Annotated in this window: 16 protein-coding genes and 1 pseudogene; 8 read left to right on the top strand and 9 right to left on the bottom strand. The window is 67.0% G+C overall.

Annotated elements, in window-relative coordinates:
• Window positions 1-170 precede the first annotated feature (170 nt).
• Window positions 171-632, top strand: a pseudogene (locus tag HBE63_RS26650) (hypothetical protein); the annotation flags it as partial.
• Window positions 633-656: 24 nt separating this feature from the next.
• On the opposite strand, the gene HBE63_RS26645 reads toward HBE63_RS26650, so the two are convergent.
• Complete coding sequence (locus tag HBE63_RS26645) at window positions 657-1,346, bottom strand: hypothetical protein (protein ID WP_166907713.1); 690 nt, start codon at window positions 1,344-1,346, stop codon at window positions 657-659.
• Window positions 1,343-1,942 carry a hypothetical protein gene (locus HBE63_RS26640; RefSeq protein ID WP_166907711.1) on the bottom strand — a complete coding sequence of 200 codons (600 nt, stop codon included), beginning with the start codon at window positions 1,940-1,942 and terminating at the stop codon, window positions 1,343-1,345. The genes HBE63_RS26645 and HBE63_RS26640 overlap by 4 nt, the downstream gene beginning before the upstream one ends.
• A 65-nt stretch (window positions 1,943-2,007) precedes the next feature.
• Here HBE63_RS26640 and HBE63_RS26635 point away from each other — a divergent pair, with 65 nt between their 5' ends.
• Window positions 2,008-4,026 (top strand): M13 family metallopeptidase, encoded by a 2,019-nt coding sequence (locus HBE63_RS26635; RefSeq protein ID WP_166907709.1) that lies wholly within the window; start codon window positions 2,008-2,010, stop codon window positions 4,024-4,026.
• Window positions 4,027-4,139: 113 nt separating this feature from the next.
• On the opposite strand, the gene HBE63_RS26630 is transcribed toward HBE63_RS26635, so the two are convergent.
• On the bottom strand, window positions 4,140-5,156 hold the full coding sequence (locus tag HBE63_RS26630; RefSeq protein WP_166907707.1) for a L,D-transpeptidase family protein: 1,017 nt from the start codon (window positions 5,154-5,156) through the stop codon (window positions 4,140-4,142).
• 142 nt (window positions 5,157-5,298) lie between these two features.
• Entirely contained in the window at window positions 5,299-6,546 is a 1,248-nt protein-coding gene (locus HBE63_RS26625; protein WP_166907705.1) for an MFS transporter, read from the bottom strand.
• A gap of 171 nt (window positions 6,547-6,717) precedes the next feature.
• On the opposite strand from HBE63_RS26625, the gene HBE63_RS26620 reads away from it, so the two are divergent.
• Complete coding sequence (locus HBE63_RS26620; protein ID WP_166907703.1) at window positions 6,718-7,017, top strand: MTH1187 family thiamine-binding protein; 300 nt, start codon at window positions 6,718-6,720, stop codon at window positions 7,015-7,017.
• Here HBE63_RS26620 and HBE63_RS26615 read toward each other — a convergent pair.
• Both HBE63_RS26615 and HBE63_RS26610 read right to left on the bottom strand, forming a co-directional pair.
• Window positions 7,014-7,241, bottom strand: a complete 228-nt coding sequence (locus HBE63_RS26615; protein ID WP_166907702.1) for a hypothetical protein — start codon at window positions 7,239-7,241, stop codon at window positions 7,014-7,016. The two genes, HBE63_RS26620 and HBE63_RS26615, sit on opposite strands and share 4 nt — an antisense overlap.
• Before the next feature lie 2 nt (window positions 7,242-7,243).
• Window positions 7,244-7,549 (bottom strand): metal-sensitive transcriptional regulator, encoded by a 306-nt coding sequence (locus HBE63_RS26610; protein ID WP_166907700.1) that lies wholly within the window; start codon window positions 7,547-7,549, stop codon window positions 7,244-7,246.
• A 98-nt stretch (window positions 7,550-7,647) separates the two neighbouring features.
• Between HBE63_RS26610 and HBE63_RS26605 the strand changes: the two genes are divergently transcribed.
• The 3 genes from HBE63_RS26605 (at window position 7,648) to HBE63_RS26595 (ending at window position 11,129) form a co-directional block, all read left to right on the top strand.
• Window positions 7,648-8,073, top strand: a complete 426-nt coding sequence (locus HBE63_RS26605) for a hypothetical protein (RefSeq protein WP_166907698.1) — start codon at window positions 7,648-7,650, stop codon at window positions 8,071-8,073.
• A 64-nt stretch (window positions 8,074-8,137) separates the two neighbouring features.
• The gene (gene ilvD / locus HBE63_RS26600) at window positions 8,138-9,841 is read left to right on the top strand and encodes a dihydroxy-acid dehydratase (RefSeq protein WP_166907696.1); all 1,704 of its coding nucleotides are present in this window, start codon (window positions 8,138-8,140) and stop codon (window positions 9,839-9,841) included.
• A gap of 151 nt (window positions 9,842-9,992) precedes the next feature.
• Entirely contained in the window at window positions 9,993-11,129 is a 1,137-nt protein-coding gene (locus tag HBE63_RS26595) for an ankyrin repeat domain-containing protein (protein WP_166907694.1), read from the top strand.
• A gap of 9 nt (window positions 11,130-11,138) precedes the next feature.
• On the opposite strand, the gene HBE63_RS26590 is transcribed toward HBE63_RS26595, so the two are convergent.
• From HBE63_RS26590 to HBE63_RS26580, 3 genes are all read right to left on the bottom strand, one after another.
• Window positions 11,139-12,023, bottom strand: a complete 885-nt coding sequence (locus HBE63_RS26590; protein ID WP_166907692.1) for an aldo/keto reductase — start codon at window positions 12,021-12,023, stop codon at window positions 11,139-11,141.
• Window positions 12,024-12,195: 172 nt separating this feature from the next.
• Window positions 12,196-14,799 (bottom strand): LuxR C-terminal-related transcriptional regulator, encoded by a 2,604-nt coding sequence (locus HBE63_RS26585; protein ID WP_166907690.1) that lies wholly within the window; start codon window positions 14,797-14,799, stop codon window positions 12,196-12,198.
• A gap of 187 nt (window positions 14,800-14,986) precedes the next feature.
• The gene (locus tag HBE63_RS26580; protein WP_166907688.1) at window positions 14,987-15,427 is read right to left on the bottom strand and encodes an SPW repeat protein; all 441 of its coding nucleotides are present in this window, start codon (window positions 15,425-15,427) and stop codon (window positions 14,987-14,989) included.
• A gap of 146 nt (window positions 15,428-15,573) precedes the next feature.
• Here HBE63_RS26580 and HBE63_RS26575 point away from each other — a divergent pair, with 146 nt between their 5' ends.
• Together HBE63_RS26575 and HBE63_RS26570 are read left to right on the top strand one after the other, a co-directional pair.
• Window positions 15,574-17,028 carry a hypothetical protein gene (locus tag HBE63_RS26575; RefSeq protein ID WP_166907686.1) on the top strand — a complete coding sequence of 485 codons (1,455 nt, stop codon included), beginning with the start codon at window positions 15,574-15,576 and terminating at the stop codon, window positions 17,026-17,028.
• A 36-nt stretch (window positions 17,029-17,064) separates the two neighbouring features.
• Window positions 17,065-17,901: a helix-turn-helix domain-containing protein gene (locus tag HBE63_RS26570; protein ID WP_243858303.1), complete on the top strand. Its 837-nt coding sequence runs from the start codon at window positions 17,065-17,067 to the stop codon at window positions 17,899-17,901.
• The last annotated feature ends 24 nt before the right edge of the window (window positions 17,902-17,925 follow it).

Here is a 17,925-nt window from a genome sequence, read left to right as displayed (position 1 = left end):
CACAACGCTCCCAGAACGCGCCCGCACAGGTACAACGGACACAGGAGCAACGCACTCCTGGGCAGGACTCCAAGGGACAGCGCACACAGGGGCAAGGAACGCAGACACCACGCACACCGGTACAGCGCTCGCAGCAGCCGGCACAGCCACGACAACCGCGTCAGGGCCAGGCCGCGCCGCCGCAGCGTCAACCCACCTTCGACGACCGGCCGGTCGAGTACTGGCCGACCGCGGCGATCCGTGCGGCCCTGGAGACCGACGACATGGCGGTCTGGCAGCGCATTGTCGCCGCGATCAAGCGTGACCCCTACGGCCGGACCGCCCGTCAGGTCGAAGAAGTGCTGCAGACCGCCCGGCCGTACGGGGTGTCCAAGGCGCTGTCGGAAGTCCTGGTGCGTACCCGTGAGCACCTGGAGGCCACCGAGCGCACCGAGGTGGCCCAGCAGATCCAGGCCATGCTGCGCCGCTCCGAACTACAAGCGCCCGAGTTCGCCTCGCGCATCGGGATATCCAACGAGTCCTTCGCCGACTATTTGGAAGGCACCATCAGCCCACCGGCCTCGCTGCTCCTGCGCATGCAACGGCTCTCGGATCGGTTCGCCAAGCTCTCCTCACAGCGTTCGGCCAAGTAGCCCCCGCCTCGGCGAGGCGCCGCGTCAGCGGGAGTGCAGCGGGGTCACGTTGTCGACGAGCCAGCGACCGTCGGTCTTGCTCAAGGCGACCCGCAACGCCAGGACCGCGTTGTCGGTGGGTTTGCCCGGCGCGCTCTGCGTTCCGCGCATGACCACTGCGACACTGGCCACCTGCGGTCCCAGCGCCTCCACCCCGGCCGAGATCGTGGAAGCGGTCGCTGACACGTTCTTGTTGGTCAATTCCTTTGCCACATTGGCGAATTCATTCTTGAACTGCCCGGCCTGATCCGGCGACATCATGGCGGTGGCTCGGTCTATGGAGGCGGTCGGGCTCTGCGGGCTGAAGGTGGCGGTGGCCTCCGAGACGCTGCTGGCGATGCGCACCACCTCGTCGCGGTCGTTGTTGAAAGTGCGGTCGGGCACCGTCCAGCGCAGGTAACCCACCGTCACCGCGGCCACCACGGCGGCGGCGGCCACGCCGGCGACCGCGAGCCGCAGTCCGGGGGCATCGTCGTCGGTGCCCACTGTCACACCGTCGCGACGGGCCAGCACGATGTCGACGACGACGCCCTGCACGATCAGCAGGCACAGCACCGAGCACAGCGAGACCCACCACAGCGGCCAGGACAGCGCCAGGCCGATGTACACCAGCGCCGCGATCGCAGCCAGCGGGGCGCCGATGTCGAACGCCAGGACACGCAACCGGTTCCTCATCGGATCGGCTCCAGGCGCGAGACCATCAGGTTGCCGTCGACGTCGGAGACGTCCAGCCGCAGGTTCCAGCGCACCGTCTGGGGCTTGTCGGTACCGGCATTCTCGCTGACCGAAGTGGCCACCACGAGCACGGTGTCGGTTCGCGACACCATCCCGGCCAGCTCCGCCTTGGGCGCAGGCACCGGGCGCCCGTCAGGGCCTGGCGGCGGGTGGTACAGCGATTCGATGGCCACCGAATCGATCTGGCCGGTGGTGCGGGCCTGCAGCCGCTGCACCAGATCGCGGTAGGGCTGCACGGCGGCGTCGAAGTCGGCATTGAGCTGACCGACGGTGCCCTCGTGCAGCTTCTGCATACCGGCATCGACAGAGTCCTTGTTGATGTTGATCAGGACACTGGTCCAGTCGGCCGCAGTCCGCAGCACCCGAGTCTGGTACGCGCGCTCATCGGACTCACTGCGGTGGCCAGACCACACCATGACCGCCAGGACCACCGCGACAACCGCGATCAGTCCCGCCACCGCCGATGCGAAGCCGAAGCCGGTGATCGCACCGCCGGAATGCTCGTCGGTGTTGTCCTTGCTCGGCGCCTCAGGCATGGCCGTGAGGGTACCGGCAGCCAAACCGTCCCAGCGCACCCGCAGCCTTCTGGAAGAATGTCGGGGTGACGGTAGAAGCGATCAAGTCGGGTATCGACCTGAGCCATGTCGACCCGCAGTCCCGCCCCCAAGACGACCTCTTCGGCCACGTCAACGGCCGTTGGTTGACCGACTACGAGATTCCCGCCGACCGCGCCACCGACGGCGCCTTCCGGCTGCTGCACGACCGCGCCGAGGAACAGATCCGCGATCTGATCGTCGCAGCCGCTTCGGCGGCGACATCGGACGGGGCGGCGGCCTCGTCTGATTCCTCGGCAGGCACCGACGAGCAGCGCATCGGTGATCTGTACGCCAGTTTCATGGACGAGCAGACCATCGCCACCCGCGGCCTGGCGCCGCTGCTGGCAGAGCTCGCCCTGATCGACGGTGCTGCCGACAGCGATGCGCTGGCCGCCGTGCTGGGCGGGCTGGAACGCACCGGGGTGTCCGGCGGCGCCGGTGTGTACGTGGACACCGATTCCAAGGATTCGACGCGGTATCTGCTGCACATGAGCCAGTCCGGCCTCGGGCTGCCCGACGAGTCGTATTACCGCGACGAGCAGCACGCCGAGATCCTGGCCGCCTACCCGGACCACATCGCCCGGATGTTCACGTTGGTCTATGGCGGGGATACGGCGGCCGAGCAGGGCGAGACCGCGGCCCGGATCGTCGCGCTGGAGTCCAAACTGGCCGCCGCGCACTGGGATGTGGTCAAGCGCCGCGACGCCGACCTGACCTACAACCTGCGCAAGTTCACCGACCTGTCCTCCGATGCCCCCGGATTCAACTGGACCGGCTGGCTCGGCGCCATCGGCACCACCCCCGAGAAGGTCTCCGAGCTGGTACTGCGTCAGCCTGACTACGTGACGGCGTTCGCCGCACTGTGGGCGGGCGAGGACCTCGAGGACTGGAAGGCCTGGACACGCTGGCGCCTCATCCACTCACGCGCCGGACTGTTGACCGACGAGCTGGTGGCCGAGAACTTCGACTTCTACGGCCGCACCCTGAGCGGCACCGAGCAGAACCGCGATCGCTGGAAGCGCGGCGTCTCTCTGGTGGAGGGTCTGATGGGCGATGCCCTGGGCAAGCTCTACGTTCAGCTGCACTTTCCGCCCGAGGCCAAGGCCCGGATGGACGAGCTGGTGGCCAACCTGCGCGAGGCCTACCGGGTCAGCATCAACGAGCTGGACTGGATGACGCCGGAGACCAGGGCCAAGGCGCTGGTGAAGCTGGACAAGTTCACCCCCAAAATCGGCTACCCGGCGCGCTGGCGGGACTACTCGGCGCTGGTGGTCGAGCGTGACGATCTGTACGGCAACTACCACCGTGGTCATGTGGTGAACTCCGACCGCGAACTGGCCAAGCTGGGCAGCGCCGTCGACCGCGACGAATGGTTCATGACACCGCAGACGGTCAACGCTTACTACAACCCGGGGATGAACGAAATCGTCTTTCCCGCAGCGATTCTGCAGCCGCCGTTCTTCGATGCCCAAGCCGACGACGCCGCCAACTACGGCGGTATCGGCGCGGTGATCGGGCACGAGATCGGCCACGGTTTCGACGACCAGGGCGCCAAGTACGACGGCGACGGCAATCTGGTGGACTGGTGGACCGATGCCGACCGCGCTGAATTCGGGGTCCGCACAAAGGCTTTGATCGACCAGTATGAGCAGTTCACCCCCCGCGCGCTGGAAGCCTCACATCACGTGAACGGCGCGTTCACGGTCGGGGAGAACATCGGCGATCTCGGCGGTCTGTCCATCGCCCTGCTGGCCTATCAGCTGTCGCTCAAGGGCCAGGAAGCGCCGGTGATCGACGGGCTCACCGGTGTGCAGCGCGTCTACTTCGGCTGGGCGCAGGTGTGGCGGACCAAATCCCGTGACGCCGAGGCGATCCGACGCCTGGCGGTGGATCCTCACTCACCGCCGGAGTTCCGCTGCAACGGCGTCATCCGCAACATCGACTCGTTCTACGAGGCGTTCGAGGTAGCCGATTCCGACGAGCTGTACCTGGAACCGGCTCAACGCGTGCGCATCTGGAACTAGCGTCGCGTTCGTTAGCTCCGCGAGTAGTCCCCCGCAAGCGGGTGGGACCCCCAGTAAAACTGCCCCTTTTCGCGTGAAAAGGGGCAGTTTTACGTCTGTTCGGCAGAGGGCGGTTAGAACATCTGCCAGTCGGATGCACCATCCGGCGTGTTGTACCAGCCACCGCCGGTGTTCTTGATCACCACCGGGTCGCCGCTGCCGAAGTTGTCGTAGAACCACTTGGCGTTCTCGGGGCTGAGGTTGATGCAGCCGTGGCTGCTGTTGCTCTTGCCCTGCTGAGCGACCGACCACGGCGCGCTGTGCACGAATACGCCGCTGTTGTCGATGCGGACGGCGTCCTGCACCTTGAGCTTGTAGCCCTCTTTGGAGTCCACGGGCACACCGTAGGTGGAGGAATCCATGATGATGTCGGGGAACTTCTCCAGCACGTAATAGGTGCCGTTCTTCGTCTCATGCTTGCCGTCGGGCTTGCCCATCGACACCGGGAAGGTCTTCTCCAGCTTCCCGTTGCGCAGGATCTCCATCTGGTGGGCCTTGTCGTCGACCGTGGCCACCAGGTAGTCGCCGACGCGGAAGCTCGACTTCGTGCCGGCCGCGTCGATGTTCACCACGGTGTTGGACGGCCAGAAGTCCTGGGGGCGCCAGCGCAGCTGGGTGTCCGTGACCCAGTAGAAGCGGCCCGCCACCGGCGGGTTCGACGTGATCCGGATGGCGTCCTGGGCCATCTGCCGGTTGGCGATCGGCCGCTGGAAGTTGATGTAGATGGGCTTGGCGACACCGACCATCGACCCGTTGACCGGGTTGAACGACGGCGGCAGGAACGGTGCCTCACCCGTGAACGGCGTGGAGTTCTGCCCGGGCGCGGTGCCCTCGGTGAACGGAACCGTCGGGGAGCCGTAGTTGATGATCGGCGCGGTTGCCGCGGGGGCATCCGGGGCAGCGGCCGCCGGTGCCATTGGGTCGGCCGGCGGGGGGATGTACGCACCCGGCGGGGGTCCCGGCACCACGGGGTCGACGGGTGCCGGCGGCACCTCGGGGTCTGCATAGGCGGATGGGCTGAGCACCAGTCCACCGGCGAGCCCCGCAGCCATGAAAGCGGTGATCAGTCGACGTTTTGCCGATTTCGGCATAAGTAACCTCCAGACAGCACAACTTGCTCCAGTGTCTCACAGCGCGACGACCAGCTACTGCCGCGAGAAGCCGTCATTCCCCGACAGCGACCGGTTCCACGGCGCTGAACTGCGGTCTTTATCGACTGTGAGCCTCGTTGCGTTACTTCTCGCAGGCCACGCAGGAAACTGTGAACACGCCGCGAGACAACGTGACGCCAGTCATCGCGACGATGATCAGGGCAGCGGCGGCGCCGACGGTCGGGGCCGCGCCGCCGTGGTCGTAGAGGCCGCCACCGATCAGCGCACCGCCCATGATGCCGACCTGGAAGGCCGCGACGTACCGGCCGGAGGCGCCGTCGGGATCGTCCGGGGCGGTGCGCATTGCCGAGGCCTGAAGCATCGGCGGCAAAGCCGTGGACGCCGCGCCCCAGACCACCACCGCGCCCGCACCGAGCGACACCACGGCCGGCCCGGACCACGTTTCGAGGGCCAGGACCGACAAGGTCAGCAGCGCAGCAGCCAGTGCGGCCAGACAGCCCACCACCGAGGCCTTCGGCCACAGGTCCAGGGGCCGGGCCATGGCAGCCATCCCAGCCAGACCGGCAATGCCGAAACCGGCCAGCAGCCAGGCCAGGTGCGGGCCGTGTATCCCGACGACGTCCCGGATGATCACCACGATGAAGGTGAACGCGATGAAATGGCCCGTGACACCGATCAGCGTGAGTATCGACAGGGCGAGCAGACGACGGTTGCGCCGGTGGCTGCGCGGCGCCCCGGGCGCCTGTGCGGCGGCCGACGCGGGCGCGAGCGGCGGAAGCATCGTCCACGCGGCCAAGGCCACCACCGCAGCGGTCACGGCGATCACCGCCACCGCAGGCCGCCAGCCCCACACCTCGCTGAGCGCCGCGGACAGCGGATTACCCACGACCAGGGCCAGGCCCGTACCCACGTAGACCGCGGCGGTCGCCCTGCCGGCGTGGCTGGCCGGGACCAACCGGGCACCGATCGGCGCGATCACCGACCACATCAGCCCATGTGCCAGCGCGCACAGCACCCGGCCGCCGGCCAGCACCGCGAAGTTGGGTGCGAGCGCCGAGATCACCTGTGAGACCGTCAGGCAGACCAGCGTGGCGACCAGGGTCCGTCGTCGCGGCCAACGGGCCGTCAGGCGCACCAGGGCGACCGTGGTCAGCGCGGCGACCAGCGCGTAGCTGGCCATCAGCGTGGCGACCAGGCCCTCACTGACCTGGAGATCGGTGGCGATCGCCGGCAGCGCACCAACCGGGAGCATCTCGGCGGTGACGTAGATGAACGCCGCCGCCGCGAGGATGGCGAGTTGCGTGGCAACCCGCGGTGTCCATGGGCTGGTGTGGGCGGGCAGCGATTCGCCGGTGACGCTGAAGGTCATGCTGGAATGTCACGGTAGTGCCATAACGTTGCCGGGCGTGGTTGCCGACCCGAGAGGATGCGCGATGGTTGCAGTGCCCAACGGGTCCGGCCGCCGCGTTCGTAGCGCCATGGCGGGATTTCGGCACTCTGGCCGCCACAGCGTTACGAACGCGGGCGCACAATCGACACTGTGATTGTCGCGTTCAGCATCAGCCCCGCGGGCGGGGATGAAACCGGAAGTGTCAGCGCCGCGGTGGCCGAGGCCGTGCGGGTGGTACGGGCCTCAGGCCTGCCCAACGAGACCAACGCCATGTTCACGAACGTCGAAGGTGAATGGGACGAGGTGATGGCCGTGGTGAAACAGGCCGTGGAGGTCGTCGCGGCGGTGTCCCCGCGAGTCAGTTTGGTGTTGAAGGCCGACATCCGGCCCGGATACACCGGGCAGCTCACTGCGAAGGTCGAACGGATCGAGCAGGCGCTGGGCGGCTAGCGCGGTTCCTGGTTGTCGCCGAACGGCTCCTCGGCCACGATCTGGACGTTGTCCTCGACCGGCGGGGTCCAGTTGCCCGCCATCGGCACTCCATATCGCGCCGCGTACGCGTCGCTCAGGTCGACCAGGCCCGGGTCCTTACGCCACCGCCGGATGCCTGTGACGACGATGAACGCCACCGCCGCCACGAGGAACGCGACGAGTGCGAGCTTGAGGATCAACATGGTCAGGAGCGGACCAGGCGGGCGATGGCAGCCGATGCCTCGGCCAGCTTGGCCTCCGCCTCGTCTCCGCCTTCGGAGACCGCCTGCGTCACACAATGTCCGAGGTGCTCGTCGAGCAGACCGAGCGCCACGGATTGCAGAGCGCTGTTGACGGCACTGATCTGGGTGAGCACGTCGATGCAGTACTTGTCCTCGTCGATCATCTTGGCGATGCCCCGGACCTGACCTTCGATCCGGCGCAGCCGTTTGGCGTAGTTCTCCTTCTGCGCCGAGTAACCATGTGCGCCCGGGTTGTCAGCCACGTCCATGACCTCATCATACCGGTACCCCACCGGGGTATCCATATCCATTTGGCCGGGAGACATGACGCGGAACAGATTGCCGCCGGGCCGATACGCTGAGCTCGATGTCACAGCCTCCCTGGCCTGGTCCGTACGGCGGGCCACCGGCGTATCCCGCGCCGCCGAATGCGGGTCGACCCTCCGCGATCGGCACCACGGTCACAGTGGTCAGCGTCATCCTTACGGTCGCGCTGTGGATCGTGGCTGTGCTCGGTGCCGCTGCCGCTGCGTGGCTGTCGTTGTTCTTCGGGATGTCGACCGACACCTGCCACGCGACGTGCGGCCCGACCCCGTACGACGATCTGGTATATCCGACGACGTTCGGCTGGATCGGCGGCGGTCTGATCGCCGGATTCGCCGGCAGCGTCGTCACGGTCTTCTTCACCCGCCGCTGGTTGTGGGTGTGGCCCTTGCTGTCGATCGTGTGCACCGTGATCGGGTTCCTCATCGGGCTCGACCTGACCACCAAGTCCACGGAGTGGACTGGCTGACCTGCGATGCTTGGGCGTCGCAAAGAATTTGGGTGGCTAACTAACCGGGGGCATACTTGGCTGCATGTCTTCCTCCGACCAGCCCGATATCAAGCCCCGCAGCCGCGACGTCACCGACGGCCTGGAGAAGGCCGCAGCCCGCGGAATGCTCCGCGCGGTAGGGATGGGCGACGACGACTGGGTCAAGCCGCAGATCGGCGTCGGGTCGTCATGGAACGAGATCACCCCGTGCAACATGTCGCTGCAGCGGCTCGCCCAGGACGTCAAGGACGGTGTGCGCGAAGCCGGGGGCTACCCGCTGGAGTTCGGCACCATCTCGGTGTCCGACGGCATCTCGATGGGCCATGAAGGCATGCACTTCTCGTTGGTCAGCCGTGAGGTGATCGCCGACAGTGTCGAGACCGTGATGCAGGCCGAGCGCCTGGACGGCAGCGTGCTGCTGGCGGGGTGCGACAAGTCGATCCCCGGCATGCTGATGGCCGCGGCCCGCCTGGACCTGGCAAGCGTCTTCTTCTACAACGGTTCGATCATGCCGGGTGTCGCCAAGCTCACCGACGGCACCGAGAAAGAAGTCACCATCATCGACGCCTTCGAGGCGATCGGTGCGTGTGCTCGTGGGCTGATGTCCCGTGAGGACGTCGACATCATCGAGCGTGCGATCTGTCCGGGTGAGGGTGCATGCGGTGGTATGTACACCGCCAACACCATGGCGTCGGCGGCCGAGGCACTCGGAATGTCGTTGCCGGGCAGCGCATCTCCGGTTGCCGTGGACAAGCGGCGCGGCGAGTTCGCCCGCAAGTCCGGCGAGGCCGTCGTCGAGATGCTGCGTCGCGGCATCACCGCCCGCGACATCCTGACCAAGGAAGCCTTCGAGAACGCCATCGCAGTCGTGATGGCGTTCGGCGGGTCCACCAACGCCGTGCTGCACCTGCTCGCGATCGCCCGGGAGGCCGAGATCGAGCTGACCCTGGCCGACTTCACCCGCATCGGCAACAAGGTTCCGCACCTGGCTGACGTGAAGCCGTTCGGCCGCCACGTGATGAAGGACGTCGACGAGATCGGCGGCGTGCCGGTGGTCATGCGCGCGCTGTTGGATGCCGGTCTGCTGCACGGTGATTGCCTGACCGTCACCGGTAAGACCATGGCCGAGAACCTCGCCCACATCGCGCCGCCGGACCCCGACGGCAAGGTGCTGCGCGCGATGAGCAACCCGATCCATCCCACCGGCGGCATCACGATCCTGCACGGGTCACTGGCTCCCGAGGGCGCCGTGGTGAAGTCGGCGGGCTTCGATTCCGACGTCTTCGAGGGCACCGCACGGGTTTTCGAGCGCGAGCGGGCCGCCCTGGACGCGCTGGAGGACGGCACCATCACGCACGGTGACGTCGTGGTCATCCGCTACGAGGGCCCCAAGGGCGGCCCGGGTATGCGCGAGATGCTGGCCATCACCGGTGCCATCAAGGGCGCTGGGCTGGGCAAGGACGTGCTGCTGATGACCGACGGCCGGTTCTCCGGTGGGACGACGGGCCTGTGCGTCGGGCACATCGCCCCCGAAGCCGTCGACGGTGGGCCGATCGCGTTCGTCAACGATGGTGACCGGATCCGGCTCGATGTCGCCAACGGCACGCTCGACATCCTGGTCGACGAGGCTGAGTTCGAGGCCCGCAAGGCCGGTTTCGAGCCGCTGCCGCCGCAGTACAAGACCGGCGTGCTGGCCAAGTACACCAAGCTGGTCCAGTCGGCCGCGGTCGGCGCCGTCTGCAACTAGGGATTCCCCTGCAGTGGTAGCGTGACGTCGGGCGTGCAGGAACGCCCGACGTCCGCTCGAAGAGGCCAAGCCTCCCTGCACATTGAGTTGCCTTGTGACTGACCTCTTCTCAGCCCGATTCGCGGACGCGGGCCCTTGAGAGGAGGCCGTCATGGCCAGCCGTCTGCCGAGCAATCCCTCGATCGACCACCTCCGCGGTGAAGCCCGCGCGCTGCAACGCGCGAATCGCGCGCCGCTGCACGAAGCCCAATTGGCTGTTGCCCAATCGTACGGTTTCAGCAGCTGGCCCAGGCTCGTGCATTATCTTCGCGACACCGCTGAGCTCGGCGTCGACCCCGGTGCGCTCGACGAGAACGCCCTCAACGCCGCCGACCGGTTCTGTTCATGGGCATCGTTGCGTTACAACGAAACCGACGCTCCGCCCCGGTGGCAGGCCGCCGCGGAGCTGCTCAGCACCGACCCGGATCTGGTCGACGAGCACATCTGGGCCGCAGCGTCGGCCGCGGATTCGGCGGCACTGGCGCGCCATCTCGGGAACCGGGCCGCACTCGCGAAGACCGGGGGTGGACCGTTCGGCTGGGTGCCGCTGACGTACCTGTGCTATTCGCGGGTTCCGTTGGGCCGCACGGCCGGCGACGTCGTCGCCACCGCGGCACTGCTGCTCGACGCCGGCGCCGATCCGAATGCCGGGTACCTGTGGTGCGGGATGTCGACGCCGTTCACGGTGCTGACCGGTGTGTTCGGCGAGGGGGAACAGGGGCCGCGCCGTCAGCCCCGGCATCCGTTCGCCCCCGAGCTGGCCACCTTGCTGTTGGCGAGCGGCGCACATCCGGCCGACCAGCAGACGCTGTACAACCGGATGTTCCGCGCCGACGATGCCCACCTGGAACTGTTGTTCGCCCACGGCCTGGCCGATGCCGGACCGAGCCCGTGGGAGGCGCGTCTCGGCGAGGCGATGGAAACCCGTGCCGAGATGTGGCGGCGCCAGGTCAGCTGGGCTGCCGAGCACGGGTTCACCGACCGGCTCGACCTGTTGGCCCGGCACGGAATCGACGTATCCGGAGTGGATGTGGTCGTTCCGGTTCTCCCGGACGATCCGAATGCCTTCGATGACGAAGGCGCGACGGCCCTGCACCAGGCCGCGTGGTCCGGCGACCTCGCGCTGATTCGACGGCTCCTCGATGCCGGGGCAGATGCCACCATCACCGACCGGATATTCGGCTCCACCCCACTGGATTGGGCCGAGCATGCCTACCAGACCGAGGCCGCCGAACTCCTACGTGGGTGACCACCCGCCTCAGGATTCCGGAATTTCCATCCCATACTTCTCACGGGTGATGTCCTCAGGCTCCGGTCCTCCGCGCACACCGGTGTCCAGCGCATCGATCACGGCGAGTTGGTCGGCGGTGAGTTCGAAGTCGAAAATGTCGAAGTTCTCTTGAATCCGCGACGGCGTCACCGATTTCGGGATCGCCTGGCGACCCTGCTGCAGATGCCAGCGCAACATCACCTGCGCCGGCGACTTGCCATGTGCGGTCGCGATTTCCCCTATCACCGGATCCTGCAGGGTGGAGCCGTGGGAGCCATCCCGGTAGAACGTGATGCCGCCGATCGGCGACCAGGCCTGGTTGAGGATGCCGAGCTGATCGTCGATGTCGAGCAGGTCAGACTGCCGAAAGTAGGGGTGTAGCTCGATCTGGTTGACCGCAGGCACCACCTCCGTCTCGGCCAGCAGCAGATCGAGGTGGTTGGGCATGAAGTTGGAGACACCGATCGCGCGTACCCTGCCGTCGTCATACAGCTTCACCAGCGCCTTGTAGGCACCGACGGTCCGATCGAACTCGCCCGGCAGCGCCTGGTGCAGGATCAGCAGGTCGATCGTGTCGATGCCCAGCTTTCCGGCCGCTTTGTCGAAGGCATGAAGGGTGGCGTCGTATCCGTAGTCGGTGATCCACACCTTGGTCTCGATGAAGACGTCGTCGCGGTCCAGTCCGAAGCGACGGATCCCCTCACCCACCCCCCGCTCGTTGCCGTAGGCCGCGGCGGTGTCGATGTGGCGGTAGCCGGTCTCCAAGGCGACCCGGACAGCCTCCGTTGTCTCATCCGGCGGAGTTTGGTAGACGCCGAAGCCGAGGGCCGGCATGTTCACGCCGTTGTTCAGGGTAAAAGTGGGAACACTCATGGTTTGACCATCGCTTTCCAAGCTTGTTCGGAATATTGGTATTACCTGCCTCGCGGTCGGCTAACCAGATTGGAACGATCAGATCAGGTTTCGAGGTCACGCCACCAAGCCAAGCAGCTGCCCCACCGATCGGGAAGTGCCTGCTGATACAGGTACTGGCAGTTCCCCCCACCTACCCCTTCGGACCACGCCGGATGATCGCGGCGAGTTGCTCGCGTGAGCTGGCGCCCACCCGCTGGCAGGCCCGGTACAGATGGCCTTCGACACTGCGCACCGACATCACCAACCGCTCGGCGATCTGCTTGTTGGTCAGCCCCGCGACGACGAGTTCGACGATCTCGCGCTGCCTGCCGGTCAGCGGTTGCCCGGCCGGGTTGCGCAGCGCCGGGGTGCACAGCCCCCCGCACTCATCGGCGCTCTCCTGCGCCAACGCGGCCGCATACGCACTGCGCTTACCCTGACCGTGGTGGCCGAACGCGACCGCGGCCTGTGCCATCGCGTCGGTAGCGGTGGCTCGGTCGCCAAGGGCCCGGTATTCCTCGGCGGCAGTGAGTAATCCGGCGCCGTCGTCGACTGCCAGCGCCTCGATATGACGCGCCACCGTTTCGGCCAGCGGCAGTTTGAGCGTGTCCGCGAGTTCCCGTGCGCGTGCCGCACCGGCGGTGTCGCCCCACTGCGCGGCCGTCTGCAGACACAGCAGTTCATGCGTCGGCTGTTCGCATCGCGCGGCATCGCGACCCGCTTTGCGCACTACATCGATGGCATCGGTCAGGGCACCACCGGCGGCCAGCGTCCACCCGGTGGCTACCGACATCGCGGTGTTCATGAATACGTAACCGTCGGGCACCCGCTGCTCGGCCCACGCCAGCGCCTCCTCGGCAGCGGCGGTTTGGCCGAGCTTGGCGTGCGCCTCGGCCAGCGAAAAACAGCTGGCAACCCGCAAACCCGTTGTAATTTCGTGTGTTTCGGCACCGGCGTACGCCTCGTGCAGGTGTTTGACGGCGGCACCGAGATCGGCGCGAACCAGTTCGGCGTGGCCGAGCAGGTGAGCGAGGTTGGCATACACCAGACCAGGCATGTCACGCGCCGACTCGTCCAGACGCTCCGCCATGGCCGTGACGTCGTCGATACCGCCGGTCAGCCGGCAGGCACGGCCGTGAACCGCGCCGAGCCAGAACCGCATGGGCGAGGATTCGAACGACGAGGTGGCTCGTTCGATGGCCTGCTCTGCGACGTCGTTGATCTCGTCGACATGTCCGAGCGCACCAAATGCCATCATCAGCGCGATCGAGGCCATCATCGCGTGCAGATCGGGGAGCCCGCCCGAATCCAGGGCGGTCCTGGCGTTTTCCTCCGCACTCATACAGTGGCCGAGTACCGCGTCGACACAAGCCTGCATGGCCAGGCGTTCCATCCGCTGCTCTTCGGATTCGGTTGTGGTGGAAAGTTTCTCCAAGATCTCGCCGGCATCGCGCGGCCGGCTCAGCATCCACGCCAGGTTGGCCGCCCGAACAGTCGCCCAGTGGTGGCTGTCGGGACGTCCGTCGGCGCTGATGTCACGCAGGACTGCCTCAGCGTCCTCACCTCGGCTCAGCAGGATCAGCGTCATGGCCCGCATCGGCGCGGCCTCCGGTGCACCGCATTCGGCTGCGGCAGCGGCGAATCGGTCGGCGGCATCAGGATCGAGCAGGACCGCGGCGCAGCGGGCTGCGGTGAGATATAGCTCCGGATTCGGTGGCAGGTCGGAGTGCAGCGTCAACAGTGCCCGGCGGACCGTCGCCCGCATATCCGCGTCGGCCTCCGACTCCAGCAGTCGCGCGAGCCGACCCCGGATCCTCGACAGGTGCATCTCACCGGCAGTGGCCCTACGCAATTCGCCGTACAGCGGATGCGCGAGGGTCGCCACCAGTCCGCGCCCGGCGCGGTCGACCCTGACCAGGTGCATCTGCTCGGCTGCCTCCAGGTCAGCGGGCTCCACGAGGTCACCCAAGACGTCGACGCTCAGCGGTTCGCACTGCGAAAGCGTGTCGAGCACCAGCGCCATCCCGGGTTCGAGTTCACCGAGGCGGCGTCCGACCATGTCGGTGATGCTCTGGGACACCGCCACATCGCCGTCCCACATCCATACCCCGGCGGATTTGCGCATCCGCCCGGCGGCGATCTGGTCCTTGACCAGCTGCAGCAGGTACAGCGCGTTGCCTCCGGTCAGTTTCCAGAACCGGCGCGTACTGCGGCTGTCCACCGGGCCGGCGACCGCCAATTCGATCAGCGTGGCGGCCGCCGCGGCGGACAACGGCTCGAGGTCGATCCGGTCGAGCAGGCTGTCCTTCCACAGGGCGGTCACCGCGTCTGGTTCCGGTCCCCCGGAACGTGCGGTGACGACGAGCCGCACCCCGTGGGTCTGCGCCAGTTGGTGGACGACGTGCGCGGACAGCGCGTCGAGCAGGTGGGCATCGTCGATGCCGATGACAACCTTGCCCATGCGCTGTTGGTCGACGAAGGAATCGATCACGCGCCGCACGTCCGGCAACGGGTCGCACATGCTCTGGCTGATCGATCCGGTGAAGGCCCCGAGCGGGATGGCCCGCGCGGATTCGGTTCCGACGAACCAGCTGGTCCGGTGCCCGGATGCCGCGGCGTGGCTGAGGGCCTCCCGGGCCAGCCGCGTCTTCCCGACGCCGGCACTGCCGACGATCACCACACCGTGGTGGGTTCCCGGCCCACCAAGGCAGCGACGGATCGTCGCCAGTTCTTCTTCCCGCCCCGCCAGCTTCATGTCAGCAGTTCGTACCCGCCATCGCCGTCTTCTCAAAGTCCCGCGATTGCCCACGATATGGCGTCAAACCCGCCCACGGGGAGCAAATTGACGCATCCTCGGATAACGGGGCCGGTCCGGGCACGCAGTTTCCCTCCAGCCGGGGTCCGGCTGGTCTACCAGGTACGCCTACCGGCCGGTCCGCCGGTCAGGCGTGCCGCGCTTCGGAATTGCGCACCCGCATCCCGAAGTACATCGCGTTGAAGCCCAGCACCATCACGAGCGCACCACTGATCACGTGCGACCAGATCATGCCGGCGCTCGGTCCACTGACAAACACCCACGGCGAGATGATCAGCCACACACCGAATATCGGCAGTGTCCAGGTCATGCCGTGCGCGCGATCCAGCGCGAAGCTGAAACACATTGACAGGAACGCGATCGCCCCTCCGACGATCAGATCGTTGACCGTCAGCCTGTTGAAGGCGTCGTAGCCGACGATCCACGGTGACAGCGCGACGTACATCGCCGTCAGCAACGTCAGGCCGAAGGTGACCTGCGCAGCCATCGACTCTGCAACACGGTCATAGCTCGCCCGCAGGGCCAGAATGTCCGGATGTAGATCGATCGATGAATGGACCGTACTCATTTCTTATCCTTTCCGTTACACGGCAAGGTGTTTGGGCCCTACCGCACCCATCCATCACTTCTCAGATTACGCCGTAACCGGCCCGATGGCGCCGGCTGCCGAAGCCCGCCGAAGCCGGCCGCCGCCGGCCAAGTAAGGTGTTCTCGATGCGGTGGCGCAGCAACGTCCGAATGGACGACCCCACCGGCGCACATCAGCAACTCGGCTGGTTCGCAACGCTCTTCGCGATGGCGTTGGTGTTCCACTACTCGGACAGCCAACCCCTGGCGGTGTGGCCGGCATTGCTGGCTGCCCTGCCCGCCCTGATATTTCCCGGCTCGGTGGCCGCCGCCGGTCTGGCCGTCGCCGCCGGCGCGACCATGGCCGCGCTGAACCTGCCTGCGGCCGCGAACCATCTGGTGTTGAGCCTGCTGATCGCCGTCGCACTCGGTACCGCGGCATTCTGGGCACTGGCCACCCGGAACCGACCGGGTGCGCCGGAGGGCTTCGTCGAGCGCTGGCTGGACGCCGCGCGGAGCCCGATCGGCCTTGTGTTGCTCGTGGTCTATCTGTTCACGGTCTTCGACAAGTTGAACACCGCCTATTTCACCCCGGCCACCTCGTGTGGCAGCGACCTGTTCGGCGAGCTGATCTGGCTCAACGGCTTCGAGGATATGACAGCGGGCCCGGTCGTCGGGCAGGTCGTCGCCATCGCCGCGGTGGTGATCGAGGCCGCCATTCTCGGGTTGCTGGCGGTACCGCAGCTACGTTTCTGGGGCATGCTGCTCGGGGTCGGCTTCCACTCGATACTGGCGATGGCCTCGTTCTACGACTTCGCCACGGTCGTCTTCGCGGTGTACGTACTGCTGGTCCCGACCGAGGTGTTCGTGACCCTGGCAACCCGCGCTTCGGCGCTGCGCCGGGTCGCGCTCGCCGGCTTTGCGGCCCATGTGCTGCTGAGTGTGCTGTCGAGTTCGGCCGAATCACCGACGAGCCCGGTCGGCCTGCCCTGGCACACCATGCTCGTGCTGACCTGGTTCGTCGCGGCGGTCCCGTTCATGGTCGCGCTGCTGTGCGCGTACCGCTCCGCGCAGGCAGCAGGTGTCCCTGCACCGAACTGGAGTTTTCGCCCTCTGGTGCTGCTCATCGCCCCGCTGCTGGCGTTCGCCAACGGGGTGACACCGTATGTGGGGCTCAAGACCGTGTCGAACTACTCGATGTTCAGCAACCTGCACACCGAGGAAGGCACCACCAATCATCTGTTGCCCGGCGTCACCGCGCTCCAGCTGACCGACTATCAGCGCGACACTGTCACGGTGGTCGGCATGGAGTTTCCACAGCAGTCGGAGGACCTGACATACCTTCGCCGACAGCTCCGTTGGATGTCGGAAGATCCCCCGGTCCGCATTCCTTGGCTCGAGCTGCGGCGCAGTGTGATGCTGTGGCAGGACGCAGGCATCAGTGGCGTCCGGATCGCTTATCTGCACGACGGACCGCCGCGCGTGGTGGACGACGCGACACAGGATCCCGTGCTCGGGGCGCCACTACCGTGGTGGCAGCGGCATCTGCTCGCCTTCCGCGCCGTCGACTCCGGTTGGGGCGCCGACATCTGCCGGTGGTGACCCCGGGCTCGCATGACGCAGAATCGCGGAATGGACATGACCAGCACGACCAACTGGGACGTCCAGCATGGGCGGGTGGGCGGTGTTGCGATGCTCGGGTTCCGCGACCGCTCGAGCTGTGGCCTGGACCTTCACGTGGTGGGCATGCCCGCGGTCACGCTGGTGTTCGGCTTCGGGGACGATCTCACCGTGGACGGCGCGGCCGGACAGCAGACCGTCACCGGCTTCGCATCGGGCATCAGCGCGGGGGCGATGCGAGTGCGCAGTCCGCGGGCCGAATGCGTGGAGGTGCGTCTCTCACCGCTGCAGGCGTATTCACTGCTGGACTCGGCGCCGGCAGACCTGGGCCCGGCCGCGGTCGGAGTCGACGACCTATGGGGCCGGCGCGCGACGCAACTGTCGGCGCAGCTCGCCGAGGCCTCCAAATGGACGGACCGGTTCGCGGCCACGCGCTCTCTGCTGGCGTCCGCAGCCGATCCGAGGCGTACACCCGACCCGGAGGTGGTCAGTAGCTGGCAGCAATTGGTCAGCTCTCGGGGGCAGGTCCCGATCGGTGCGCTGGCCGAATCGTGTGGGTGGAGCCGGAAACGGCTGTGGCGTCGCTTCGAGGCCCAAGTGGGTCTCACGCCCAAGCGCGCCGCGATGCTGATCCGGTTCCGCTTCGCGGTCGAGGGCCTGCTCGCAGGCCACGCCGCGGCCGATGTCGCCGCGGCGTACGGATACACCGATCAGTCCCATCTGTGCCGGGATGTGTCGAGCTTCGCGCAGGCCACACCCGGCGCAGTGGCCGACCTGAACCTCAGCGTCATCGCCGAGCTACGACGCCAAACGTGGGGAACATTTCTCCAATACGTCGAGGGCCCGGTCGGTTGATGGTGGTGGTCCAGCTACCAGAAG

It is taken from the genome of Mycobacterium sp. DL440, assembly GCF_011745145.1.
Taxonomy (GTDB): Bacteria; Actinomycetota; Actinomycetes; order Mycobacteriales; family Mycobacteriaceae; genus Mycobacterium.
The sequence above is the reverse complement of the archived record's forward strand: the minus strand, read 5'-3'. Positions and strand labels throughout refer to the sequence as shown.